This window comes from Escherichia sp. 10290 (genome assembly GCF_030295155.1).
In the GTDB taxonomy this organism is placed as follows: domain Bacteria; phylum Pseudomonadota; class Gammaproteobacteria; order Enterobacterales; family Enterobacteriaceae; genus Escherichia; species Escherichia coli_F.
On record NZ_AP025741.1, the window covers coordinates 4,482,682 to 4,508,446 of the forward strand.

A 25,765-nucleotide genomic window follows, 5' to 3' on the forward strand; every position below is an offset into this window, starting at 1 on the left:
CTTAATATCACCGGAACCGGCTGGCTGCCACAGAAGGATGTTGAAGAGGCCGGACAGTATGATTTACTGAAGCTGGGTTTTCAGCCGCTGGAGGAGAACAGCAGCGGTGACATGACGTACAGCCCGTACGAAGGATGGGTGCCGGAAGCGTTTGACTCAATAAGCCGTGCCGCAGAACAGGGAGATGAGTGGCTGTATGAGCAGGTACCGCCCTTTTATCGTGAGCTGATGGCGGGTATGGATCAGGACGGTGATGGAAAAGTGACGGAGGAAGAGATCAGACAGGCGCTGACCGTGCGTGAACCACTGGTGAGAAATGTGGTGAATCGTCTGACAGTCAGACACCACAGCGAGTGGTACGGCGGTCGCTCGACGGGACGCTGGGAAGGGTTTTATAAAGATCTGGACCCGAGGAAGTGGCATACTGTGAAAAGTGGCAGCTGGATCTGGAGTGGATGAGCGGGGTGTCTCCGTTTAATAGTGATGATGCTGTGTGGCATTTTCATCCGGTTGTGTTTTTGAATGCTATTAATAATAGCAATTACCCAAAAACTCCTGTAAATAATGAACTTATTCCATTGGAATTTTTACGATTTTATAACGGAGATACCATTGATGATGCAGACTATGAAAATGCTGCAAGGACACTACAATGCGAAGTGGCTGCAATTAAAGCTGTTGCAAAAACTGAAACTGGTAGTTCCGGTAGCTATTTTAAATTTGAACAAGAAGATGATTACGTCCCCTCAATTCTTTTTGAAAGACATCATTTCCATCGATATACGAATGGTGTGTATGATTCTCAACCTGATATTTCCAACAGCCGTTCTGGCGGTTATGGAACACGATCGGAGCAATATCAAAAATTACTTCGTGCATATGTTTTAGATAAGCAAGCTGCGCTTAAATCGGCATCGTGGGGTAAATTTCAGATATTGGCTTCAAATTACCAAGCTGCCGGGTACTCTTCGCCCGAAGAGTTTATAATATCGATTTCAGAGTCAGAGAAAAACCATCTGGCGGCATTCATTAACTTCATAAAATCTAATCCTGTATTATTGCGTGCTATTAGAGATAAAGATTGGCTTAACTTTGCTCTATGTTATAATGGGCAAAGTCAGCGAGGATATGATGACAGAATAAGGGCTAATTATGAGCAATATAGATAGAGCATTAATTTTTATTTTTTTATCTGGAATTCCCTGGACTCTAAACGCAGGAAATAATTATTTTTTATGTAATACATCCAAAGGAACTTTGTCATTAACAAGTTTTGGTGAAACGTTGATTTATGAAATGAATAGTCAGCATGGGATAAATTTCAATTCATTTCAGATGGACCAATGTATTCAGGATTTTTTATAATCATTACTCCAGATTTCAAACGGATTACTTTAGCGTTAGTTTTATTCAAAGTGGATATAAGTACTCCGTGTTTAGCAATTACGACAACGGTAGTAACATGCGAGGGGTTAGTGTCATTGATATGAAAACAAAAAAAGAATACGTTTATAATTGCAAAGATTATAAAGTGGACAGGCTTTATAATCTGAAAAAAAAGCTTAAATGTGATATTAATAATGTACTAAGTTGTCAGTAAATTGTATCTTACAATGTTCGGGCGGTACGATTTACTGAAGCTGGCTTTTCATAGGCTGGAGGAAAACAGCAAGGGTAATAAAGGTAAAGACCATATAACGCCGATTTTTTGCACTAAACAATTAGCACTAAATGTCCAATAATCAAGATATCCCTTATTATTTAATAAGTGTTTTCATAGCTTATATATATTCAGACACTCCTTACATAAACAAGGAGAAAAAATGGAACTTAAAAAATTAATGGAGCATATTTCTACTGTCCCGATTACAGACAAGTCTGGAAAGTAGAGTATAAATTATCAGATATCCTAGTGCTGATTATTTTCGCCATCATTTCCGGAGCTGAAGGATGGGAAGATATAGAGGATTCTGGTGAGACTCATCTCGATTTGTTGAAGCAATATGGTGATTTTTAATATGGTATTCCTATTCACGATATCATTACCAGAGTTGTGTCCTGTATCAGTCCTGGAAAATTTCACGAGTTCTTTATTAGCTGGATGTGTGACTGTCATTCTTCAGATAATAAAACCATCATCGCAATAGATGGAAAAGCACTCCAGCACTTTTTTGATTAGCATCGTCGCAGAGGAACAATTCATAATCATTGCGATCTCGACGATGTATAGTCTGATCCTGCGGCAGAACAAGACGGATAAAAAATCCAATGAGAGCACACTCATCAAGAACTTCTCAACCTAATGAATATTAAAGAAAAATCATCGCAGCCAATGAAGTAATATGCAAAAATAATTAGTCCTTACAAGGAGCAAAGTTCCATAATCTCCCCCGCCCCCCTCAATGATCCAAATAAAGATAATGCATCCAACTGGTCATTCTTAGCAGCACCTTCCGCATCACCGAAACATGGCTGAAATGGTCGGAGTAAACTGCCACCTGGGCGTAGATGCCGTCGGGTAAAGCATCGATATCAGCGTTAGGGTCCAGTTCGATGGTTCCCAGCACACCGTCCGTGCCGGGTACGACGGTTAATGATTGCAGTACCCCCTGCGCCTGATACGAACCACCTGGCACGACAGGTAAAATACTAGTCAGTTTGCCGTGGAACACCTGCCCAGGTAGCGCGTTAAACACTACTTCCGCATCATCGCCGGGTTTCAGACGTAACAGCGAGTTCTGCCGAAATTGGGCGACAATTTGCCGTTTTTGCTCGGGGATGAAAACCATCACCGGACGTAGCGGCAAGGCAGCTGCGTATGTACCTGGGCGGATCAGTACCTGAGTAACGTAGCCATTGCTCGGCGCGCGAATGACGGTCTGCTCAAGGTTATATTTCGCTTCGGTAAGCTGCGCCCTTAAGCTGACAATCTGCGACTGCTCACCGTTAACCATACTGTCGTGTCAACGCCAAGATTATTGGCCGTTTTTCGCCATTTTTAATGTCCGCTATTGGTCATTAATGTTGTCCGCTTGCCGCCATTTCATCATCACTGATTGGCGTGGCGTTTTTTGCCAGCACTCCCGCTTTGCGTTTTTCCTTTAACCGGTAGCTTTCTCCTTTGATGTTCAGTGTGGTTGAGTGGTGTAGCAGTCGATCCAGGATTGCCGTTGCCAGCACGTTATCGCCGAACATCTCTCCCCAGTCGGCGAACCCTTTATTTGACGTCAGCACGATGCTCGCTTTTTCATATCGACGGTTCAGCAACCGGAAGAACAGACTGGCTTCCTCGCGGGTCATCGGCAGATAGCCTATCTCATCCAGTATCAGTACCCGGGCATAACCAAGCTGCTGTAGCTGTTTTTCCAGCCGGTTTTCCTGTTTTGCCTTCATGAGTGTGGCGATCAGCTTATCCAGTGGCATGAACAGCACCCGATGACCAGCGTCCGCCGCTTTTACCCCGAGAGCGACTGCCAGGTGCGTTTTACCCACACCAGGCGGACCCAGCAGGATCACGTTCTCGCTACGCTCCACGAACGCCAGCCCGGCCAGCTCACGGACGACCTTACGATCGATACCTGGCTGGAAGCCGAAGTCGAACTGCTCCAGCGTTTTGACCCACGGGAAGCGGGCCTGTTTCAGCCGGGACTCCATACTGCGCTGATGCCTCCCGTTCCATTCCTGCTGCAACGCCATGCACAGGAACTCGCGGTAGTTCAGTTCTTTTTTGGCCGCCTGCTCCAGCAGGCTTTCAACGTGGTAGCCCAGATGTTCCATTTTAAGACGACCCAGCAGTGTCTCCAGTTCATGCATCACAACAGCTCCTCATAGGCACTCAACGGCCTGTGTTCCACCTGACTGACCTGCTGCCAGAGTGGGGCGTGATGCTCCGGCACGGTCTGCCAGCCGTATACAGCCGAACAGAGACGGTGCGATGCTACCTGTTGCTCATTACTGTAGATCCGCAGTTCATCATCCAGCGAGATCCGTATTGATACCGGCTGGCCACACAGGCTTTCCGGCACGCTGTAACGGTTCCCGCCAACCTCGATATAGCCATCCCAGGAGACATGACGGATATCGAAGTAGCTGGTATCGAAGTCCGTACCTGGCAGCGCCTGCAGATGCACCTGTTCCTGCGTGAAGCGCTGTTCCGGTGTCTGCCTGAACTGGCGAAGTTCCCGCCTGTCGGCAACGTCAGCCATCCACTGCTCCAGTAGCTGATTAACATGGGCGAAGCTGTCGAACCGGCGGTACCGGACGAAGAAGTTTTCCTTGAGGTATTTCACCATCCGTTCCACCTTACCTTTGGTTCTGGCCCTTCGTGGACGGCAGGCCCGTGGCAGGAAGCCATAGTGATCGGCCAGCAGCAGGAACCCGGAGTTGAACACCACCTTCCCGTTGTTATTTTTCAGCACTGCGGCTTTCTGGTTATCGACCAGCACGGTTTTCACGCTGCCGCCGAAGTAGCGAAAGGCGCGGACCAGTGACTCATAGGTATGTTCAGCATCCTGCTTTGGTGCCGCGAAGACATGGAAGCGACGTGAGAACCCCAGCGTATTAACCGCGAAGTTAACCCTGCATCGTTGCCCGGCAACCTCAGCCTCAACTTCTCCCCAGTCATGCTGTAGCTGGTAACCGGGCTGAGTTTCGAAGCGAACCGTTTTCTTCGATGGCCGCATCTTACGTTTGGGCTGGATGTAGTAACGCAACATGGAACGGCCACCGGTATAACCCATCGCTTTGATTTCCGCCAGGATGACCTCGCCGTTCCAGACATTCTCAGCCAGACGCATGTCGATATAGTCCATGAACGGCTTGAGTTTGGCCATTTTGTGGCGTGTTTTTCTGGCCGGAGGTTCCGGGTATTTCAGGTACCGTCTGACAGTCCGCTCAGAGCAACCAACCTGAGTGGCAATATCAACAATATACGCACCTTGCTGGCGCATTTGCTTTATCATGTAAAAGTCCTCTCTGCTCAGCATGAGTGTTCCCTTTGTGGTGTAGGAACCTTAAGGAAACAACATGTTGGGTGGAGCGGACAATCCAAATGGTGAATTACTGTCTTATATCATTGGCGCTGACAGTCGAGCTGGCTCTGGATTTGCGCCTGTTCCGCCACCGAACCTTTCACCAGCGCATCCTGCGCGAGAAAATTCTGCCGCGCATCGTCGATATCACGTTCTGAGAACGGATTTACCGCCGCCTGGCTGCCTTTCAGGTAACGTTGATAATTTTTAAACAAGCGGTCACGCTCCGCTGAAACCTGGGTGGTATTGGCTTGCGCTTCAGTGAGCTGCGCGCGCAGCGTCTTTATATTATGCGTCGCCGTCATCAGGTCAGCCTGAAGTCTGTCGACTCGCGCCTGATAACGTACCGGGTCGAGCTTAAAAAGCACCTCGCCCTTCTGAATAAGCTGATTATTCTTGTCAGTGACTTCAGTCACGATCCCCGTCACCTGTGGCGTGATGGGAATAGCAATCACCGCTTTCTGTGCGGTAAAAGTGTAAGGGTGGTTGTAGTTCATCAACAAAATCAAACCGCTTACCAGAAAAACGCCTCCCAGCGCCGCCGTCGCCAGCGTCCACTGATTCACCGGAATACGGAAGATTTTAAAGACCGCCCATGCCAGCGCCACGTAAGTTAAAACAATCAACAGATCCATAATTAGATCTCCGGGAACGTGGAATAGTCAGCGTTTTTCTCGGCGGCGAGTTGATGCTCCAGCCGGGAAATTCGGTCAGAAAGTGCGGCGATTTCCGGGTCAGTCGCTTTCTCCTGCGACGCAACATGTGACTGCATACCCCAGCCACGCTCCGGTTGATAGAGCGTCGCCCAGATCCACAGGAACGGCCAGATAACATGCAGAGTAAACAGGCTCACCCAGCCCGCCGTATGAATAGCGTCGGCATGGGGGTGATTGCGCTTTTTGGCAATCAGATAAGGGATGTCATGTATCGCGATGATTCCATAAAAAATCACCAGAAAGACGAAGATCAGCACTCCCAACGCGAAATAGTTTAGAAACATATCTGCCTCGGATTCACGTTTATCGGTGTTGTTTTTTGGCTGGCAGCCAGAAGGGAGTCAGGCTGATATTTTGACAATAATTCGGGTTCGCGATTCTCGCCATAACACCAAAGAATAATTTTTAGAGGTGATGAGTTGCTTAGTTACATAACGATTTTATGACGAAGGCAGAACATGCTGCAGATCACATCAGGTGAACGCCGTAAGAAAATATCTTGTGATTCAGATCACAAAGATTCAACAAACTAACAAAACAAAAACGTGACATTACTCACATTTAAATACCATTTTTAGCGAAAATCGCCGTCTTGTTGCTTTTTTACACAAGTATTTTGTGATGCACATCACGTCAATTACCTCTCTACCCCCCTATATTTATGTGACCGATATCACACAAAAAGCCGTCGACTGGACAGTTAACCGATTCAGTGCCAGATTTCGCACTATCAACAAGGTCCGGCTACCTCTGCCGCCACATTAACAAAAAACCTCGGGCTTCCAGCCTGCGCGACAGCAAACATAAGAAGGGGTGTTTTTATGTCATCCGATATTAAGATCAAAGTGCAAAGCTTTGGTCGTTTCCTCAGCAACATGGTGATGCCAAATATCGGCGCGTTTATCGCGTGGGGTATCATCACCGCGTTATTTATTCCAACAGGGTGGTTACCGAACGAAACGCTGGCGAAGCTGGTCGGGCCGATGATCACTTATCTCCTGCCACTGCTGATCGGTTATACCGGTGGTAAGCTGGTAGGCGGCGAACGTGGCGGCGTAGTCGGTGCCATCACTACAATGGGCGTTATCGTCGGCGCAGATATGCCGATGTTCCTCGGTTCTATGATTGCAGGTCCGCTGGGCGGCTGGTGCATTAAGCACTTCGACCGCTGGGTAGACGGTAAGATCAAATCCGGTTTTGAGATGCTGGTGAATAACTTCTCCGCAGGCATCATCGGGATGATCCTCGCTATTCTGGCGTTCCTCGGCATTGGTCCAATTGTTGAAGCCCTGTCCAAAATGCTGGCTGCGGGCGTTAACTTCATGGTTGTCCATGACATGCTGCCGCTGGCGTCTATCTTTGTTGAACCGGCGAAAATCCTGTTCCTCAACAACGCCATTAACCACGGTATCTTCTCGCCGCTGGGTATTCAGCAGTCCCATGAACTGGGTAAATCCATCTTCTTCCTGATTGAAGCTAACCCAGGTCCGGGTATGGGTGTTCTGCTGGCGTACATGTTCTTTGGCCGTGGTAGCGCTAAACAGTCTGCGGGCGGTGCGGCAATCATTCACTTCCTGGGGGGTATCCACGAAATCTACTTCCCGTATGTGCTGATGAATCCGCGTCTGATTCTGGCCGTTATCCTCGGCGGTATGACTGGCGTGTTCACGCTGACTATCCTGGGCGGTGGTCTGGTTTCTCCGGCATCTCCGGGTTCTATCCTTGCTGTACTGGCGATGACGCCAAAAGGTGCTTACTTCGCTAACATCGCGGGTGTGTGTGCGGCTATGGCAGTCTCCTTCGTTGTCTCTGCCATTCTGCTGAAAACCAGCAAAGTGAAAGAAGAAGATGACATTGAAGCAGCAACGCGTCGTATGCAGGACATGAAAGCTGAATCTAAAGGTGCGTCTCCGCTGTCTGCGGGCGATGTGACTAACGACCTGAGCCACGTACGTAAAATCATCGTTGCCTGTGACGCCGGTATGGGTTCCAGTGCGATGGGTGCAGGCGTGCTGCGTAAGAAAATTCAGGATGCTGGTCTGTCGCAGATTTCTGTTACTAACAGCGCGATCAACAACCTGCCACCAGATGTGGACCTCGTCATCACTCACCGTGATCTGACCGAACGCGCTATGCGCCAGGTTCCGCAGGCACAGCATATTTCGCTGACCAACTTCCTCGACAGCGGCCTGTACACCAGCCTGACCGAACGTCTGGTTGCTGCCCAGCGCCATACTGAAAACGAAGTAAAAGTGAAAGACAGTCTGAAAGACAGCTTTGACGATTCCAGTGCTAACCTGTTCAAGCTAGGCGCGGAGAACATCTTCCTCGGTCGCAAAGCGGCCACCAAAGAAGAAGCGATTCGTTTTGCTGGCGAGCAGCTGGTGAAAGGCGGTTACGTTGAGCCGGAATACGTTCAGGCGATGCTGGATCGTGAAAAACTGACCCCGACTTATCTGGGTGAGTCCATCGCGGTACCGCACGGTACGGTTGAAGCGAAAGATCGCGTACTGAAAACGGGCGTGGTGTTCTGCCAGTACCCGGAAGGCGTGCGCTTCGGTGAAGAAGAAGATGACATTGCCCGTCTGGTGATTGGTATTGCTGCCCGTAACAACGAGCACATTCAGGTTATCACCAGCCTGACCAACGCACTGGATGATGAGTCTGTCATCGAGCGTCTGGCGCACACCACCAGCGTGGATGAAGTGCTGGAACTGCTGGCAGGTCGTAAGTAATCCAACCCCACTCTCTCCACATGGAGACGGTGGGGCTAATTGCCTGATGCGCTACGCTTATCAGGCCTACAAAAACAAAGCACAATTTGTTGAATTTGCACGTTCTTGTAGGCCGGATAAGGCGTTTACGCCGCAACCGGCGCGGCCCCTCTCCACATGGAGAAGATGGGCTGATTGCCTGATGCGCTACGCTTATCAGGCCTACAAAAAAAAGCACAATTTGTTGAATTTGCACGTTCTTGTAGGCCGGATAAGGCGTTTGCGCCGCATCCGGCGCGGCCCCTCTCCTCACGGAGAGGGTTTGGGTGAGGGAAAAGCCTCACCCCAGCCCTCTCGGGTAAAAACATTGATGAAGGTTAATACTATGAAAGCATTACATTTTGGCGCAGGTAATATCGGTCGTGGCTTTATCGGTAAACTGCTGGCAGACGCAGGTATCCAACTGACGTTTGCCGATGTCAATCAGGTGGTACTTGATGCCCTGAATGCCCGTCATAGCTATCAGGTTCATGTAGTCGGTGAAACCGAGCAGGTAGATACCGTTTCTGGCGTCAATGCTGTCAGCAGCATTGGTGATGATGTCGTTGATCTGATTGCTCAGGTTGATTTAGTCACTACCGCCGTGGGCCCGGTTGTGCTGGAACGTATTGCTCCGGCAATCGCCAAAGGGCTGGTGAAACGTAAAGAACAAGGTAATGAATCCCCACTGAACATTATCGCCTGTGAAAACATGGTACGCGGCACCACGCAACTGAAAGGCCATGTGATGAACGCCCTGCCAGAAGACGCCAAAGCGTGGGTAGAAGAACACGTTGGCTTTGTGGATTCCGCCGTTGACCGCATCGTACCGCCTTCCGCTTCGGCAACGAACGATCCGCTGGAAGTGACAGTCGAAACCTTCAGCGAATGGATTGTCGATAAAACCCAGTTCAAAGGTGTACTGCCGAACATCCCAGGCATGGAGTTAACCGACAACCTGATGGCATTTGTTGAGCGTAAACTCTTCACCCTGAATACAGGTCATGCTATAACCGCGTACCTCGGAAAACTGGCAGGTCATCAGACCATTCGTGACGCAATTCTCGACGCGAAAATCCGCGCGGTAGTAAAAGGGGCGATGGAAGAAAGTGGCGCAGTACTGATCAAGCGCTACGGCTTTGATGCTGACAAACATGCGGCATACATCCAGAAAATCCTTGGTCGTTTTGAAAACCCGTATCTGAAAGACGATGTAGAGCGCGTAGGCCGTCAGCCGCTGCGTAAACTGAGTGCTGGCGACCGCCTGATCAAGCCACTGCTCGGAACGCTGGAATATGGTCTGCCACATAAAAACCTGATTGAAGGTATTGCCGCTGCAATGCACTTCCGCAGTGAAGATGATCCGCAGGCTCAGGAACTGGCAGCACTGATTGCCGACAAAGGCCCGCAAGCCGCACTGGCGCAGATTTCTGGCCTTGATGCTAACAGCGAGGTTGTATCCGAGGCGGTAACCGCTTATAAAGCAATGCAATAATGGTGGACCAGGCGCAGGACTCCCTGCGCCCGAATAACAGATTGTCAGATATGCAGGCAACAATGGAACAAACCCAGGCCTTTGAAAACCGTGTGCTTGAGCGTCTGAATGCTGGCAAAACCGTGCGAAGCTTTCTGATTACCGCCGTCGAGCTTTTGACCGAGGCGGTAAATCTTCTGGTGCTTCAGGTATTCCGCAAAGACGATTACGCGGTGAAGTATGCTGTAGAACCGTTACTCGACGGCGATGGCCCGCTGGGCGATCTTTCTGTGCGTTTAAAACTCATTTACGGGTTGGGTGTCATTAACCGCCATGAATATGAAGATGCGGAACTGCTGATGGCATTGCGTGAAGAACTAAATCACGACGGCAATGAGTACGCCTTTACCGACGACGAAATTCTTGGCCCCTTTGGTGAGCTGCACTGTGTGGCGGCGTTACCACCGCCGCCACAGTTTGAACCCGCAGACTCCAGTTTGTATGCAATGCAAATTCAGCGTTACCAACAGGCTGTGCGATCAACAATGGTCCTTTCACTGACAGAGCTGATTTCCAAAATCAGCTTAAAAAAAGCCTTTCAAAAGTAAGTACTTTCGCTTACTTCTCCTCTACCTGTTTCGGCCGATAAAGCCGACGATAATACTCCAGACGTTGTAGATATAACGGCACGCTTTCATCAGGTATTCCGGACGGAATCGCATTGCGGGGAGGAAGTTTTTTCAGATACTCCCGGAACGCCTGGCTCGATGCCATGAAATCTACAGCTTTATCGATAAGAAGCGGAACGTTTTCACCTAATTTACCCATGATGATATCTCCGTATTACCCCGCGCCGGGAATGCGCGGCCGCCAATTTTAGTTTAGATCCCGGTATAAATGACATTAAGGAAAACGTGCTCAATCCTCAATAATGATCCTCTTCTGTTGTCTATCTTTTTTCTTTAAATTTCCTAATTAATCAATAGATTGGGTGATTTTCAAACACATTAATGGTTACAATCTGGAACTATTACAATGCCATCTGTTGTGAACAAAGCACCTGGTCGCGCATACTAGAGGCTATAAATTTATCTCTATCAGAAGTCATCACATGAAAGAAGTCGAAAAAAACGAAATCAAACGTCTCAGCGATCGCCTGGACGCTATCCGCCATCAGCAGGCTGACCTGTCACTGGTTGAAGCCGCAGATAAATATGCCGAACTGGAAAAAGAAAAAGCCACGCTGGAAGCCGAAATTGCTCGCCTGCGTGAAGTTCACAGCCAGAAACTCAGTAAAGAAGCGCAAAAACTGATGAAAATGCCCTTCCAGCGCGCGATTACCAAAAAAGAGCAGGCTGATATGGGCAAGCTGAAGAAAAGTGTTCGCGGACTGGTAGTTGTGCATCCGATGACCGCGCTGGGCCGTGAAATGGGCCTGCAAGAGATGACCGGATTCTCTAAGACCGCATTTTAAGTACCTGTCTCACCGCTGTAATCACAGCCTCTTACGATTTACTCGCTCCTGCTGGCACATGCAGGAGCCTGCTACCAGATACGAATGTCTTTAACATTCTTATCACTATTGCTTCCATCTCACCGGCTCTTTGAAGCGCATATTACAGGCTAAATTCTGAAATTATGGTATGGAATAAGAAAGTGATATATAAGCGATAACAATGAATTAATACATATTAATGCCTGTAACAGCCATTAATTATTTATATTAATCGCTCAGCATCACACACTTCCCAAGAAAACATCACCATGCTGAATATTAATATTTCTCCTGGTCGGTGTTTTCATCCGGTGAAACATTTGACATTGATTGACATCGATAATTAAAATCCGCGCGATTAATATTATTGGCTACAATCTGAAATTGTCTGACATTTAATGTCATATTCGCACTACCAATTAATACAACAATTAATAGAAAAAGTCTCTTATAAATTTATATTGCGTATATTTTCCACTCGAATCATTCATAAAAAGGATGATTACGCCGTAACAGTTAACGTATCGGGATCATGAAAAGGAATTCACCCTATGAGCATCAAAAAAGCACTATTAAGCATGTTGATAACATTGCCACTCTGGGTATTGACTGGGTGTGACTATATTGAGAAAGCGAATCTGATCGACGATCTTGCCAAACAGCAAGAATTGCAAAAAAGTAAAATAGAGATTCTTGAAAAACAACAAGAACAATATAAAAGAAAGATAGAGTTTGTTGAAAATCAACAGATTAATATTGCAAACACCACTAAAGTGCTGGCAGGTGTAGTAAAGGCGGTTAAAGACAAACAGGACGAATTTGTCTTCACCGAATTTAACCCAGCACAAACAAAATACTTCATTTTAAACAATGGCTCGGTTGGTTTGGCTGGCCGGGTGCTGGCTATTGATGCGGTTGAAAATGGCAGCGTTATTCGTATTTCGCTGGTCAACCTATTAAGCGTTCCCGTATCAAATATTGGCTTTCAAGCTACATGGGGCAATGAAAGACCCACCGATAAAAAAGCGCTGGCAAAATGGCAGCAATTACTGTTCAACACCACCATGAACTCCACCCTGCAATTAATGCCTGGTCAATGGCAAGACATTAATCTGACATTGAAAGGCGTTTCACCTAATAACCTGAAGTATCTGAAATTGTCCATCAATATGGACAATATTCAGTTCGATACTGTTCAACCTGCTGAAAATCGGCAGCGAAAAAACAAAAAATAAATGCAGCTTCTGCGCTTATATCAAGGAATAGAGAGCATCAATAATGAACAAAATATTTAAAGTTATCTGGAATCCGGCGACGGGCAGCTATAGCGTTGCCAGCGAAACGGCGAAGAGCCGTGGCAAAAAGAGCGGGCGCAGTAAGCTGTTAATTTCTGCCCTGGTTGCGGGTGGGTTACTCTCATCAGTTGGAGCCTATGCTTCGGTTTCACTTGACGGTGGTAAAAGCGCAGAAGAAATTGCAGGCGAAACGCCACTGAGTGATAACTGGATTGCTATTGGTAAAGAGGCCGTCGCCTCATCAGATACAATGGGTACAGGCACAACGGGTAGCGGGAGTGTTGCTGTCGGTGCAAGAGCTAATGCCGGGGTGGGAAGTACCGCAATTGGCTTCTCAAGTAATTCGTCAGGAGAAAGATCGGTCGCCTTAGGGCAATCAACGGTTTCCACGGGTAGCCGTTCAATCGCCATCGGCAGTGCGGCTAAAGCGACCAGCGATTATACCCTTGCACTGGGGAATTCTGCACAAGCTACAGCTGAAGGCACCATAGCGTTGGGCAAGGATACAGTAGCAAGTGCTATGGATGCTCTTGCATTCGGGAGACTGGCAAAGGCGTCAGGAACTAATTCCATTGCCGCAGGTAGAGAGAGTGCTGCTAGTGGTGAAGACAGCCTTGCATTAGGTAGACTGTCCATTGCCAGCGCCGCAAACGCGGTTGCGGTTGGCGCTGAGACCGAAGCCGCTGAAAATGCAACGGCAGTGGGTACTAAAGCTGAGGCAAATGGGCTTAACAGTATCGCGTTGGGCTACGGGAGTATTGCAAATACCGATAATACGATTGCTCTGGGTAATCAAAGCCAGGCAATCGCTGCGGGTGCCATTGCCATCGGTCAGGGGAATAAAGCTGACGGCGTAAATGCAATCGCACTGGGAAATGGGAGTATTACCGGTGGGGCAAATGCCATTGCTCTTGGACAAGGCAGTTATGCCGGTTTAGAAAATGGCATTGCAATTGGTGCTCAGGCCACTGCTCAAGGTAAAAATTCAATTGCTCTGGGTGCTGATTCTGTCGCGACTGAAGCGGATACTGTCTCCGTGGGTAACACAACAGCTCAGCGAAAAATTGTCAATATGGCAAAAGGTGATATCGACACTGACAGTACTGATGCCATCAATGGATCACAGCTTTATGCTATTAGTAAGTCAGTAGCGGATAATCTTGGTGGAGGAGCGACCGTCAATTCGCAGGGCGTGGTGACTTCCCCGAATTACAGACTGAAAAATGGTATTTATGGCAATGTTGGCGACGCCTTAGCGGATCTAAACACGAATACGATACAATGGGACAACCTTAAAAGGGGATATAGTGCGGCACATGGTACAGATGCCACCAGCAAAATCACTAACGTTACCGCTGGCGACCTTTCAGCCACCAGCACCGACGCCGTCAACGGTTCTCAGCTGAAAGCGACCAAGGACGATGTGGCGGCTAACACCACCAACATCACTAACCTGACGAGCGAAGTGGCTGGCAACACCACCAATATCACTAACCTGACCGATGCCGTAGATAGTCTCAATGATGATGCCCTGCTGTGGAATGGCACCGCGTTCAGCGCCGCTCACGGCACCGACGTCACCAGCAAAATCACCAATGTCACCGCTGGCGAACTCTCTGACACCAGCACCGACGCCGTCAACGGTTCTCAGCTGAAAGCGACCAAGGACGATGTGGCGGCTAACACCACCAACATCACTAACCTGACGAGCGAAGTGGCTGGCAACACCACCAGTATCACTAACCTGACTGATACGGTGACTAACCTCGGTGAAGACGCCCTGAAATGGGACGACGCCACAGGCGCATTCACCGCTGCACACGGTACTAACGCCACCAACAGAATCACTAACGTCACCGCTGGCGAGCTCTCTGACACCAGCACCGACGCCGTTAACGGTTCTCAGCTGAAAGCGACCAAGGACGATGTGGCGGCAAACACCACCAATATCGCTACCAACACCACCAACATCGCCACCAACACCAGCAATATCACTAACCTGACCAATGCCATAGACGGTCTCAATGATGATGCCCTGCTGTGGAATGGCACCGCGTTCAGCGCCGCACACGGCACCGATGTCACCAGCAAAATCACTAATGTCACCGCTGGCGAGCTCTCTGACACCAGCACCGACGCCGTTAACGGTTCTCAGCTGAAAACCACTAACGATAACGTGGCGACTAACACCACCAATATCACTAACCTGACTGATACGGTGACTAACCTCGGTGAAGACGCCCTGAAATGGGACGATGCCGCAGGCGCATTCACCGCTGCACACGGCACTAACGCCACCAACAAAATCAGCAACGTACAAGCTGGCATAGTCTCCTCTGACAGCACTGACGCCATAAATGGCTCACAACTTTACGGTTTGGCTGATTCATTCACGTCCTATCTGGGTGGTGGTGCTGATATTAGCGATACAGGTGTATTAACCGGGCCAACCTATAGTATTGGCGGCACTGACTATACTAACGTCGGGGATGCTCTGGCTGCGATTAACACTTCATTTAGTGATTCTCTCGGTGATGCTCTGCTCTGGGATACAACCGCAGGCAAATTCAGCGCCAAACACGGCATTAATAATGATCCCAGTGTAATCACTGATATTGCAAACGGTGCAGTCTCGTCCACCAGTAGCGACGCTATTAACGGTTCACAGCTTTATGGCGTTAGTGACTACATTGCCGATGCTCTGGGCGGGAACGCTGTGGTGAATGCGGATGGCAGTATCACCGCACCGACTTATGCCATCGCTGGCGGCAGTTACAGCAACGTTGGTGACGCACTGGAAGCGATCGATACCACGCTGGATGACGCCCTGCTCTGGGATGCAACAGCCAATGACGGTGCTGGTGCATTCAGCGCCGGTCGTGGGGTAGATAACACTGCCAGTAAGATTACTAACGTCGCAAATGGTGCAATCTCTGCCACCAGCAGCGACGCGATTAACGGCTCACAACTCTATACCACTAACAAATATATCGCTGATGCTCTGGGCGGTGATGCAGAAGTTAACGCTGACGGTGCTATCACTGCGCCGACTTACACCATTGCAAATGCCGAGTACAACAATGTCGGTGACGCTCTGGATGCGCTTGATGAGAACGCGCTGCTGTGGGATGCGACCGCCAATAACGGCGAAGGGGCTTACAACGCCAGTCATGACGGCAAGGCCAGCATTATCACAAACGTTGCTGATGGTAACATTGGTGAAGGTAGCACCGATGCTATCAACGGTTCTCAGCTGTTTAACACCAATATGCTGATCCAGCAGAACAGCGAAGTCATCAATCAGCTTGCCGGTAACACCAGTGAAACCTACATCGAAGAAAATGGTGCAGGTATTAACTATGTGCGTACCAATGACACCGGTTTAACCTTCACCGATGCCAGCGCAGCAGGCATTGGCTCTACCGCTGTGGGTTATAACTCTGTTGCTTCCAAAGCCAGCAGCGTAGCCATTGGTCAGGACAGCCGCAGCGAAGTTGAGACGGGTATCGCCCTGGGTAGCAGTTCCGTTTCCAGCCGTGTAATAGTTAAAGGTTCTCGTGACACCAGCGTATCGGAAGAAGGTGTTGTGATTGGTTATGACACAACTGACGGTGAACTGCTTGGCGCATTGTCGATCGGTGACGATGGTAAATATCGTCAAATCATCAATGTTGCCGATGGTTCTGAAGCCCATGATGCCGTTACGGTTCGCCAGTTGCAGAATGCGATTGGTGCAGTAGCCACCACGCCGACCAAATACTATCACGCCAACTCAACGGCTGAAGACTCACTGGCAGTCGGTGAAGACTCGCTGGCAATGGGCGCAAAAACCATCGTTAATGGTAATGCAGGTATTGGTATCGGCCTGAACACTTTAGTTCTGGCAGATGCGATTAACGGTATTGCTATCGGTAGCAACGCGCGTGCAAACCATGCAAACAGCATTGCAATGGGTAATGGTTCTCAAACTACCCGTGGCGCACAAACTGGCTACACCGCCTACAACATGGATACACCGCAGAACTCTGTGGGTGAATTCTCCGTAGGTAGCGAAGACGGTCAACGTCAGATCACCAACGTCGCGGCTGGTTCGGCGGATACCGATGCGGTCAACGTGGGTCAATTGAAAGTAACGGATGCGCAGGTTTCCCAGAATACCCAGAGCATTACTAGCCTGAACAATCAGGTGACGAATCTGGATACTCGCGTGACCAATATCGAGAACGGTATTGGCGATATCGTAACCACAGGTAGCACCAAGTACTTCAAGACCAACACCGATGGCGTAGATGCTAACGCCCAGGGTAAAGACAGTGTGGCGATTGGTTCTGGATCCATTGCTGCCGCTGACAACAGCGTCGCTCTGGGTACAGGCTCCGTGGCCAACGAAGAAAACACAATCTCTGTGGGTTCTTCTACCAACCAGCGCCGTATCACCAACGTTGCTGCCGGTGTTAATGCCACCGATGCGGTTAACGTTTCGCAACTGAAGTCTTCCGAAGCAGGTGGCGTTCGCTACGACACCAAAGCTGATGGCTCTATCGACTACAGCAACATTACTCTCGGTGGCGGCAATGGCGGTACGACTCGCATCAGCAACGTTTCTGCGGGCGTGAACAACAACGACGCAGTGAACTATGCACAGTTGAAGCAAAGTGTGCAGGAAACGAAGCAATACACCGATCAGCGCATGGTTGAGATGGATAACAAACTGTCCAAAACCGAAAGCAAGCTGAGCGGTGGTATCGCTTCCGCAATGGCAATGACCGGTCTGCCGCAGGCTTACACGCCGGGAGCCAGCATGGCCTCTATTGGTGGTGGTACTTACAACGGCGAATCGGCTGTTGCTTTAGGTGTGTCGATGGTGAGCGCCAATGGTCGTTGGGTCTACAAATTACAAGGTAGTACCAATAGCCAGGGTGAATACTCCGCCGCACTCGGTGCCGGTATTCAGTGGTAATGATCCATTAAAGAATGGGTAAACGCCAAATTGCGTGATGCGCTACGCTTATCAGACCTACGGGATGATTCAGCACATTCCTGTAGGACGGATAAGGCGTTCACGCCGCATCCGGCAAGATAAGGCGTACCAGATCAACAATCTGAGGGCAATTCTCTGATGGGAATTGCCCTTTTCTTTACAGACATCTACCTCACTCCAAATTGGCCCTACCAATTCTTCGCTTATCTGACCTCTGGTTCACAGTTCCCCAATTAAAACTCACATCAATGTTGCCAATGCATAACATTTAGTTAACTATTCATTGTCATTATCCCTACACAACATAATTGGCAGTGCCACTTTTACACAACGTGTGACACGGAGATGAGCAACAGACTCATCACGCGGCGTGTGTGGACTGCAGGAGACCTGCAATGAATCTCTGGCAACAAAACTATGATCCCGCCGGGAATATCTGGCTTTCCAGCCTGATAGCATCGCTTCCCATCCTGTTTTTCTTCTTTGCGCTGATTAAGCTCAAACTGAAAGGATACGTCGCCGCCTCGTGGACGGTGGCAATCGCCCTTGCCGTGGCTTTGCTGTTCTATAAAATGCCGGTCGCTAACGCGCTAGCCTCGGTGATTTATGGTTTCTTCTACGGTTTGTGGCCCATCGCGTGGATCATTATTGCAGCGGTGTTCGTCTATAAGATATCGGTGAAAACCGGGCAGTTTGACATCATCCGCTCGTCTATTCTTTCGATAACCCCTGACCAGCGCCTGCAAATGCTGATCGTCGGTTTCTGTTTCGGCGCGTTCCTCGAAGGGGCCGCAGGATTTGGCGCACCGGTAGCAATTACCGCCGCATTGCTGGTCGGTCTGGGCTTTAAACCGCTGTACGCCGCCGGGCTGTGCCTGATTGTTAACACCGCGCCAGTGGCATTTGGTGCGATGGGTATTCCGATTCTGGTCGCCGGGCAGGTAACAGGCATCGACAGCTTTGAGATTGGCCAGATGGTGGGGCGTCAGCTACCGTTTATGACCATTATCGTGCTGTTCTGGATTATGGCGATTATGGACGGCTGGCGCGGTATCAAAGAAACCTGGCCTGCGGTCGTGGTTGCGGGCGGTTCGTTTGCCATCGCTCAATACCTCAGCTCTAACTTCATTGGGCCGGAACTGCCAGACATTATCTCTTCGCTGGTATCGCTGCTCTGCCTGACACTGTTCCTCAAACGCTGGCAGCCGGTGCGCGTATTCCGTTTTGGTGATTTGGGGGCGTCACAGGTTGATATGACGCTGGCCCACACCGGTTACACCGCGGGTCAGGTATTACGTGCCTGGACACCGTTCCTGTTCCTGACCGCTACCGTAACACTGTGGAGTATCCCGCCGTTTAAAGCCCTGTTCGCATCGGGTGGCGCGCTGTATGAGTGGGTGATCAATATTCCGGTGCCGTACCTCGATAAACTGGTTGCCCGTATGCCGCCAGTGGTCAGCGAAGCGACAGCGTATGCCGCCGTGTTTAAGTTCGACTGGTTCTCTGCTACCGGTACCGCCATTCTGTTTGCTGCCCTGCTCTCGATTGTCTGGCTGAAGATGAAACCATCTGACGCTATCAGCACCTTCGGCAGCACACTAAAAGAACTGGCTCTGCCTATCTACTCCATCGGTATGGTGCTGGCATTCGCCTTTATTTCGAACTATTCCGGACTGTCATCAACACTGGCGCTTGCACTGGCGCACACCGGTCATGCATTCACCTTCTTCTCGCCGTTCCTCGGCTGGCTTGGGGTATTCCTGACCGGGTCGGATACGTCATCTAATGCTTTGTTTGCCGCTTTGCAGGCTACCGCCGCACAACAAATTGGCGTTTCTGATCTGTTGCTGGTTGCTGCCAACACCACCGGTGGTGTCACCGGCAAAATGATCTCTCCGCAATCTATCGCTATCGCCTGTGCGGCGGTAGGACTGGTGGGCAAAGAGTCTGATTTGTTCCGCTTTACTGTCAAACACAGCCTGATCTTCACCTGTATGGTGGGCGTGATCACCACGCTTCAGGCCTATGTCTTAACGTGGATGATTCCTTAATGATTGTTTTACCCAGACGCCTGTCAGACGAGGTTGCCGATCGTGTGCGGGCGCTGATTGATGAAAAAAACCTGGAGGCGGGCATGAAATTGCCCGCTGAACGTCAACTGGCAATGCAACTCGGTGTATCGCGAAATTCACTGCGCGAGGCGCTGGCGAAACTGGTGAGCGAAGGTGTGTTGCTCAGTCGACGCGGCGGCGGGACGTTTATTCGCTGGCGTCATGACACATGGTCGGAGCAAAACATCGTCCAGCCGTTGAAAACGCTGATGGCCGATGATCCGGATTACAGTTTCGATATTCTGGAAGCCCGCTACGCCATAGAAGCCAGCACCGCGTGGCATGCAGCAATGCGCGCCACGCCTGGCGAAAAAGAGAAAATTCAGCTTTGCTTTGAAGCAACACTCAGCGAAGACCCGGATCTCGCCTCACAAGCGGACGTTCGTTTTCATCTGGCGATTGCCGAAGCCTCACATAACATTGTGTTGCTGCAAACCATGCGTGGTTTCTTCGATGTCCTGCAATCCTCAGTGAAGCATAGCCGTCAGCGGATGTATCTGGTGCCCCCGGTTTTTTCACAACTGACCGAACAACATCAGGCTGTCATTGACGCCATTTTTGCCGGTGATGCTGACGGGGCGCGTAAAGCAATGATGGCGCACCTTAGCTTTGTTCACACCACCATGAAACGATTCGATGAAGATCAGGCTCGCCATGCACGCATTACCCGCCTGCCTGGTGACCATAATGAGAATTCGAGGGAGAAAAACGCATGATTATTTCCGCAGCCAGCGATTATCGCGCCGCAGCACAACGCATTCTGCCGCCATTCCTGTTCCACTATATGGATGGGGGGGCATATTCTGAATACACCCTGCGCCGCAACGTGGAAGATTTGTCAGAGGTGGCGCTGCGCCAGCGAATTCTGAAAAACATGTCCGACTTAAGCCTGGAAACGACGCTGTTTAATGAGAAATTGTCGATGCCGGTGGCGCTAGGTCCGGTAGGTTTGTGTGGCATGTATGCGCGACGCGGCGAAGTTCAGGCCGCAAAAGCGGCGGATGCACATGGCATTCCGTTTACTCTCTCGACCGTTTCTGTTTGCCCAATTGAAGAAGTCGCCCCCGCCATCAAGCGTCCGATGTGGTTCCAGTTATATGTGCTGCGCGATCGCGGCTTTATGCGTAACGCGCTGGAGCGTGCAAAAGCGGCAGGCTGTTCAACTCTGGTCTTCACTGTGGATATGCCAACGCCTGGTGCGCGTTACCGTGATGCGCACTCTGGAATGAGCGGCCCGAACGCGGCAATGCGCCGCTACTTGCAGGCGGTAACGCATCCGCAATGGGCGTGGGATGTGGGCCTGAATGGTCGTCCGCATGATCTCGGTAATATCTCGGCTTATCTCGGCAAACCGACCGGACTGGAAGATTACATCGGCTGGCTAGGGAATAACTTCGATCCTTCTATCTCATGGAAAGACCTTGAGTGGATCCGCGATTTCTGGGATGGCCCGATGGTGATCAAAGGGATCCTCGACCCAGAAGATGCGCGTGATGCGGTACGTTTTGGCGCAGATGGCATTGTGGTTTCTAACCACGGTGGCCGCCAGCTGGACGGTGTACTCTCTTCTGCCCGTGCGTTGCCTGCTATTGCAGATGCGGTGAAAGGTGATATCGCCATTCTGGCAGATAGCGGCATTCGTAACGGGCTTGATGTCGTGCGTATGATTGCACTCGGTGCCGATACTGTACTGCTGGGTCGTGCTTTCCTGTATGCGCTGGCAACGGCGGGCCAGGCGGGCGTGGCAAATCTGCTTAATCTGATAGAGAAAGAGATGAAAGTGGCGATGACGCTCACTGGCGCGAAATCGATTAGCGAAATTACGCAAGATTCGCTGGTGCAAGGGCTGGGTAAAGAGTTGCCTGCGGCGCTGGCTCCGATGGCGAAAGGGAATGCCGCATAGTCGTTTCCCCCTCGCCCCTCCGGGGAGAGGGCCGGGGTGAGGGGAAAAGGCCGCACCACTTCTCAATTTTCTGCTATCCTGCCCCCGCACTAAGGGGGCAGTATGCTAAACATCGTACTTTACGAACCAGAAATTCCGCCAAATACTGGCAACATCATCCGTCTTTGCGCCAACACCGGCTTTCGCCTGCATATCATCGAACCGATGGGATTTGCCTGGGACGATAAGCGCCTGCGCCGTGCGGGGCTGGACTACCACGAATTTACCGCCGTTACGCGCCATCATAACTATGCCGCGTTTCTTGAGGCTGAAAACCCGCAGCGTCTGTTTGCCCTCACCACGAAAGGTACGCCTGCTCACAGCGCCGTAAGTTATCAGGATGGCGACTATCTGATGTTTGGCCCGGAAACACGCGGCCTGCCCGCGAGCATTCTCGATGCCCTGCCCGCTGAACAAAAAATTCGCATTCCAATGGTGCCGGACAGCCGCAGCATGAACCTGTCCAATGCGGTGTCGGTCGTGGTGTATGAAGCCTGGCGGCAGCTGGGGTATCCGGGAGCGGTGTTGAGAGATTAGTTACTGTATGCCGGATAGATGATTACATCGCATCCGGCACAATCACAGGACGTCAGATCCCATCCCCATATTCAAACGTATGGTTAATGCCGTTGAAATGCTGATCCATATCCATTGATGGCTTATCGCTGTCTGGTTTACCGACAATGCGTGCCGGAACGCCAGCGGCGGTGGTATGTGGCGGTACCGGTTGCAGCACCACGGAACCTGCGCCAATCTTCGCACCGCGACCAACTTCAATATTACCGAGAATTTTCGCACCTGCGCCAATCATCACGCCTTCACGAATTTTCGGGTGACGGTCGCCGCCAGATTTTCCCGTACCGCCAAGGGTAACGGATTGCAGAATCGACACGTCATTTTCAATCACCGCAGTTTCACCCACCACAATGCCCGTCGCGTGGTCGAGCATGATACCGCGACCAATTTTTGCCGCCGGATGAATATCCACCTGGAACGTCACAGATACCTGGTTTTGCAGAAAAATAGCCAGCGCGCGACGGCCCTGATTCCACAGCCAGTGACCGATGCGATACGCCTGCAAGGCGTGAAAACCTTTCAGATATAACAATGGGGTTGAGTATTTATCGACTGCAGGGTCGCGGGTACGCACTGCCTGAATATCACAGGCCGCAGAAGCAATCATTTCCGGGTCGGCGGCGTAGGCTTCTTCCACCACTTCGCGGATAGCAATGGCAGGCATAATTGGCGATGACAGCTTGTTCGCCAGCATGTAGCTCAGTGCACTGCCCAGGTTTTCGTGCTTGAGTAGCGTCGCGTGGTAAAAACTGGCCAGCATTGGCTCACAGTCCGCCAGCGTTCTGGCTTCAGCTTTAATATTGTTCCAGACAATTTCCAGTTCTTCACACGACATTGCTTACTCCACACGATGAGATAATGACCGGCCCGTTCTGCGCGGGCCGGGTCATAGCGGTAACAAAGGTTCCCTGGGTTTAGTGGCTGCTGCGCTCGTCCTTGCGTGCACGACCTAGTAAAGTCAATGCTGCCTCGCGCGCGTTTTTTCCGCAATATAATACTTGATAAATTTCCTCGGTTATTGGCATTTCAACGCCGAAGCGATGCGCCAGTTCGCGGACTTCTTTCGTATTGCGGTAGCCTTCCACCACCTGACCAATTTTCTCCTGCGCGCTTTGTACATCCATGCCCTGACCGAGCATCATGCCAAAACGGCGGTTACGCGACTGGTTGTCGGTACAGGTAAGTACCAGATCACCCAGCCCCGCCATGCCCATAAAGGTGGCAGGATCGGCCCCCAGCGCCGCGCCAAGACGCGACATCTCAGCCAGCCCACGAGTGATCAGCGCCGTACGCGCATTCGCACCAAAACCGATACCGTCGGACATTCCCGCGCCAATGGCAATGACGTTTTTCACCGCGCCGCCAAGCTGCACACCGATGAAATCCGGATTGCTGTAAACGCGGAAACTTTTGCCGCAGTGCAGCAGTTGCTGGAGATCATCAGCAAAGGTCTGGTCGGTAGAGGCCAGCGAAATGGCCGTCGGTAAACCTGCCGCCAGTTCTTTCGCAAACGTTGGGCCAGAGATAACTGCCAGCGGAATTTGATCGCCTAAGGCCTCACGCGCCACGTCCTGTAACAGACGTCCGGTTTCCGCTTCCAGACCTTTGGTCGCCCACACCAGACGCGCATCAGGGCGCATCAGCGGTTTAATCTGGCGCAGCACTTCACCAAAGACATGGCTTGGCACGACGGCAAGAATATTACGGCTGGCTGCCAGTGCGGTAGCGAGATCGCTTTCAAGATGGAGCGTATCGGGAAAAGGCACATCGGGGAGAAACGCGGCGTTACAGCGGTCGCGTTCAAGCGTCGCGATATGTTCAGGGTCATGGCCCCAGAGAACAACCTCGTGGCCATTTCTTGCCAGGGTGATGGCAAGAGCAGTGCCGTACGAGCCGGCACCGATCACAGTCATTGAAGCATTACGTTGGTTCATCAGGCATCCTGATGTTCTTCAGTACCTTCGCCAGCCTGCTGCTGCAAATAGTTCATGAACAGCGCATCGAAGTTAACCGGCGCAAGGTTCAGTTGCGGGAATGTACCGCGGGATACCATGCTGGTGATGCACTCACGAGCATACGGGAACAGAATGTTCGGGCAGTACGCGCCCAGGCAATGTGCCATCTGGGTGCCTTCGATACCCGCGATGGAGAAAATACCGCCCTGCTGAACTTCGCACAGGAACGCAGTTTCTTCGCCCAGGGATGCCGTTACGGTAACACGCAGTACCACTTCGTAAACGTCATCTGCCAGTTGAGAAGATGCCGTATCAAGATCAAGTTTAACTTCTGGCTGCCAATCTTTCTGGAAAACGTGCGGCGCGTTTGGCGCTTCGAAAGAGATATCCTTGGTATAAATACGTTGGATCTGGAAAGTCATTTCAGTGTTGTTTTGTTCTGACATGTGTAGAAAACCCTTAAGTGTTGTCCTTCAATACTGCACAATGTAATGCCAACGTTCACACGTTATTTCAGCAGGGGATCCAGTCCACCACGTGCATCCAATGCATACAAGTCATCACAGCCGCCAATGTGCTGTGCGTCAATAAAAATCTGGGGAACCGTGGTGCGACCGCTGCGTTTGATCATCTCTTCACGCTTAGCGGCGTTGCCATCGATCGGCAACTCCTGAAAACTCACACCCTTGCTGCTCAGCAGTGCTTTCGCACGATGGCAATACGGGCAGGTTTCTTTGGTATAGATTTCAACATTGGCCATAAATTAGCTCCTGTTTTTTTACCCTGAAATTTCATGTTGCAGGGCGGCAGCAAAATGGAGTGTCCCCAGAAGCTTATAACAATAAGTCTCAGGGGGCCTAATTGCAGCTAACGGCCTGCATCATGAAAGACGACAGGTAAATTATTTGCCGCGCACCAGAGGCAAGTTTTCACCAGCCCAGCCAGCGACGCCCTCTTTCAGCACGAATACTTGCGCAAAACCTGCTTTCGTCAGCGCGTTTGCAGGCTCCTGGCACTGCATGCCAGAACCGTCTACCACGATAACCGGCTTGTCTTTGTGCTTCTCAAGCTCACCAACATTATTGGCTTTGATTTCGCTCGGCAACAGATTGATAGAACCTGCGATATGGCCTTTACGGAAGTCATCACGCTGACGTAAATCCACAACCACAGCGTCTTCTTTGTTGATCAGACGTGTAGCTTCACCACGAGTAATCACCTTCACTTTCGAGGTCAGGCTCTTAAACGTAGTCACAAGAACCGCCACCAGTAACGCGATCCAGGCGATACTCAGTATGGGATGACGGCCAACAAATTGCATAATTTCTTGCATGGGGGGTAACAACTCCCGACGTAGTGATTAAAAAAACCAGGAAAGGAGTATACCTGCGCGGTGCGGCAAATACAGCCAGCGCGTTAACTGGAATGCAATTTTGC

At 50.5% G+C, this 25,765-nt stretch carries 21 protein-coding genes and 3 pseudogenes; 13 read left to right on the plus strand and 11 right to left on the minus strand.

Features of this window, described 5'->3' with window-relative positions; all coding sequences use genetic code 11:
• The first annotated feature begins 111 nt into the window (after window positions 1-111).
• The 3 genes and pseudogenes from QUE74_RS22575 to QUE74_RS22585 all read left to right on the plus strand — a co-directional run.
• The gene (locus tag QUE74_RS22575; RefSeq protein ID WP_001361050.1) at window positions 112-459 is read left to right on the plus strand and encodes an EF-hand domain-containing protein; all 348 of its coding nucleotides are present in this window, start codon (window positions 112-114) and stop codon (window positions 457-459) included.
• Window positions 417-1,169, plus strand: a complete 753-nt coding sequence (locus tag QUE74_RS22580; RefSeq protein WP_241957727.1) for an N-acetylmuramidase family protein — start codon at window positions 417-419, stop codon at window positions 1,167-1,169. Before QUE74_RS22575 ends, QUE74_RS22580 begins: the two co-directional genes overlap by 43 nt.
• Before the next feature lie 654 nt (window positions 1,170-1,823).
• Window positions 1,824-2,320: pseudogene (locus tag QUE74_RS22585) on the plus strand (ISAs1 family transposase); the annotation flags it as partial.
• Between the two features lie 79 nt (window positions 2,321-2,399).
• Here the strand turns inward: QUE74_RS22585 and QUE74_RS22590 are convergent.
• From QUE74_RS22590 to QUE74_RS22610, 5 genes and pseudogenes are all read right to left on the minus strand, one after another.
• A pseudogene (locus tag QUE74_RS22590) lies at window positions 2,400-2,960 on the minus strand (HlyD family secretion protein); the annotation flags it as partial.
• 58 nt (window positions 2,961-3,018) lie between these two features.
• On the minus strand, window positions 3,019-3,813 hold the full coding sequence (istB, locus tag QUE74_RS22595) for an IS21-like element helper ATPase IstB (protein ID WP_000544800.1): 795 nt from the start codon (window positions 3,811-3,813) through the stop codon (window positions 3,019-3,021).
• Entirely contained in the window at window positions 3,813-4,985 is a 1,173-nt protein-coding gene (gene istA / locus QUE74_RS22600; RefSeq protein WP_000952431.1) for an IS21-like element ISEc62 family transposase, read from the minus strand. The genes istB and istA overlap by 1 nt, the downstream gene beginning before the upstream one ends.
• 101 nt (window positions 4,986-5,086) lie before the next feature.
• Window positions 5,087-5,665 (minus strand): annotated as a pseudogene (locus QUE74_RS22605) (HlyD family secretion protein); the annotation flags it as partial.
• A gap of 2 nt (window positions 5,666-5,667) precedes the next feature.
• Window positions 5,668-6,030 (minus strand): DUF3302 domain-containing protein, encoded by a 363-nt coding sequence (locus QUE74_RS22610; RefSeq protein ID WP_000479625.1) that lies wholly within the window; start codon window positions 6,028-6,030, stop codon window positions 5,668-5,670.
• A 537-nt stretch (window positions 6,031-6,567) separates the two neighbouring features.
• Here QUE74_RS22610 and mtlA point away from each other — a divergent pair.
• The 3 genes from mtlA to mtlR all read left to right on the plus strand — a co-directional run bounded on the left by mtlA (window position 6,568) and on the right by mtlR (window position 10,581).
• Window positions 6,568-8,481, plus strand: coding sequence for a PTS mannitol transporter subunit IICBA (gene mtlA / locus QUE74_RS22615; protein ID WP_000093252.1), 1,914 nt, complete (start codon window positions 6,568-6,570; stop codon window positions 8,479-8,481).
• A gap of 364 nt (window positions 8,482-8,845) precedes the next feature.
• Entirely contained in the window at window positions 8,846-9,994 is a 1,149-nt protein-coding gene (mtlD, locus tag QUE74_RS22620; protein ID WP_000645431.1) for a mannitol-1-phosphate 5-dehydrogenase, read from the plus strand.
• Window positions 9,994-10,581 carry a mannitol operon repressor MtlR gene (gene mtlR / locus QUE74_RS22625; protein ID WP_000228261.1) on the plus strand — a complete coding sequence of 196 codons (588 nt, stop codon included), beginning with the start codon at window positions 9,994-9,996 and terminating at the stop codon, window positions 10,579-10,581. Before mtlD ends, mtlR begins: the two co-directional genes overlap by 1 nt.
• 10 nt (window positions 10,582-10,591) lie before the next feature.
• Here the strand turns inward: mtlR and yibT are convergent, their stop codons facing one another.
• On the minus strand, window positions 10,592-10,801 hold the full coding sequence (yibT, locus tag QUE74_RS22630; RefSeq protein WP_000517099.1) for a protein YibT: 210 nt from the start codon (window positions 10,799-10,801) through the stop codon (window positions 10,592-10,594).
• 283 nt (window positions 10,802-11,084) lie between these two features.
• Here yibT and QUE74_RS22635 point away from each other — a divergent pair, with 283 nt between their 5' ends.
• The 7 genes from QUE74_RS22635 (at window position 11,085) to trmL (ending at window position 22,334) form a co-directional block, all read left to right on the plus strand.
• Window positions 11,085-11,447 (plus strand): YibL family ribosome-associated protein, encoded by a 363-nt coding sequence (locus tag QUE74_RS22635; RefSeq protein ID WP_000665680.1) that lies wholly within the window; start codon window positions 11,085-11,087, stop codon window positions 11,445-11,447.
• A 572-nt stretch (window positions 11,448-12,019) separates the two neighbouring features.
• Window positions 12,020-12,703, plus strand: a complete 684-nt coding sequence (locus QUE74_RS22640; protein WP_000023346.1) for a SadB/YajI family lipoprotein — start codon at window positions 12,020-12,022, stop codon at window positions 12,701-12,703.
• A 43-nt stretch (window positions 12,704-12,746) separates the two neighbouring features.
• Window positions 12,747-17,723, plus strand: coding sequence for a YadA-like family protein (locus tag QUE74_RS22645; RefSeq protein WP_001033275.1), 4,977 nt, complete (start codon window positions 12,747-12,749; stop codon window positions 17,721-17,723).
• 416 nt (window positions 17,724-18,139) lie between these two features.
• Window positions 18,140-19,795 (plus strand): L-lactate permease, encoded by a 1,656-nt coding sequence (gene lldP / locus QUE74_RS22650; RefSeq protein WP_001306611.1) that lies wholly within the window; start codon window positions 18,140-18,142, stop codon window positions 19,793-19,795.
• Window positions 19,795-20,571, plus strand: a complete 777-nt coding sequence (gene lldR, locus QUE74_RS22655) for a transcriptional regulator LldR (RefSeq protein ID WP_001353574.1) — start codon at window positions 19,795-19,797, stop codon at window positions 20,569-20,571. The genes lldP and lldR overlap by 1 nt, the downstream gene beginning before the upstream one ends.
• Window positions 20,568-21,758, plus strand: coding sequence for a quinone-dependent L-lactate dehydrogenase (lldD, locus tag QUE74_RS22660; protein WP_000586976.1), 1,191 nt, complete (start codon window positions 20,568-20,570; stop codon window positions 21,756-21,758). The genes lldR and lldD overlap by 4 nt, the downstream gene beginning before the upstream one ends.
• 102 nt (window positions 21,759-21,860) lie before the next feature.
• Window positions 21,861-22,334, plus strand: a complete 474-nt coding sequence (gene trmL, locus QUE74_RS22665) for a tRNA (uridine(34)/cytosine(34)/5-carboxymethylaminomethyluridine(34)-2'-O)-methyltransferase TrmL (protein ID WP_000932361.1) — start codon at window positions 21,861-21,863, stop codon at window positions 22,332-22,334.
• Between the two features lie 52 nt (window positions 22,335-22,386).
• Here trmL and cysE read toward each other — a convergent pair whose 3' ends face one another.
• The 5 genes from cysE to QUE74_RS22690 all read right to left on the minus strand — a co-directional run bounded on the left by cysE (window position 22,387) and on the right by QUE74_RS22690 (window position 25,661).
• Window positions 22,387-23,208, minus strand: a complete 822-nt coding sequence (gene cysE / locus QUE74_RS22670) for a serine O-acetyltransferase (protein ID WP_001277561.1) — start codon at window positions 23,206-23,208, stop codon at window positions 22,387-22,389.
• 79 nt (window positions 23,209-23,287) lie between these two features.
• The gene (gene gpsA / locus QUE74_RS22675) at window positions 23,288-24,307 is read right to left on the minus strand and encodes an NAD(P)H-dependent glycerol-3-phosphate dehydrogenase (RefSeq protein WP_001076185.1); all 1,020 of its coding nucleotides are present in this window, start codon (window positions 24,305-24,307) and stop codon (window positions 23,288-23,290) included.
• A complete protein-coding gene (gene secB, locus QUE74_RS22680; RefSeq protein WP_000003377.1) occupies window positions 24,307-24,774 on the minus strand; it encodes a protein-export chaperone SecB in 468 nt (155 codons plus the stop codon). The genes gpsA and secB overlap by 1 nt, the downstream gene beginning before the upstream one ends.
• Before the next feature lie 62 nt (window positions 24,775-24,836).
• Window positions 24,837-25,088, minus strand: coding sequence for a glutaredoxin 3 (gene grxC / locus QUE74_RS22685; protein ID WP_000024392.1), 252 nt, complete (start codon window positions 25,086-25,088; stop codon window positions 24,837-24,839).
• Window positions 25,089-25,229: 141 nt separating this feature from the next.
• Window positions 25,230-25,661 (minus strand): rhodanese-like domain-containing protein, encoded by a 432-nt coding sequence (locus QUE74_RS22690; protein WP_001156181.1) that lies wholly within the window; start codon window positions 25,659-25,661, stop codon window positions 25,230-25,232.
• Between the last annotated feature and the right edge of the window lie 104 nt (window positions 25,662-25,765).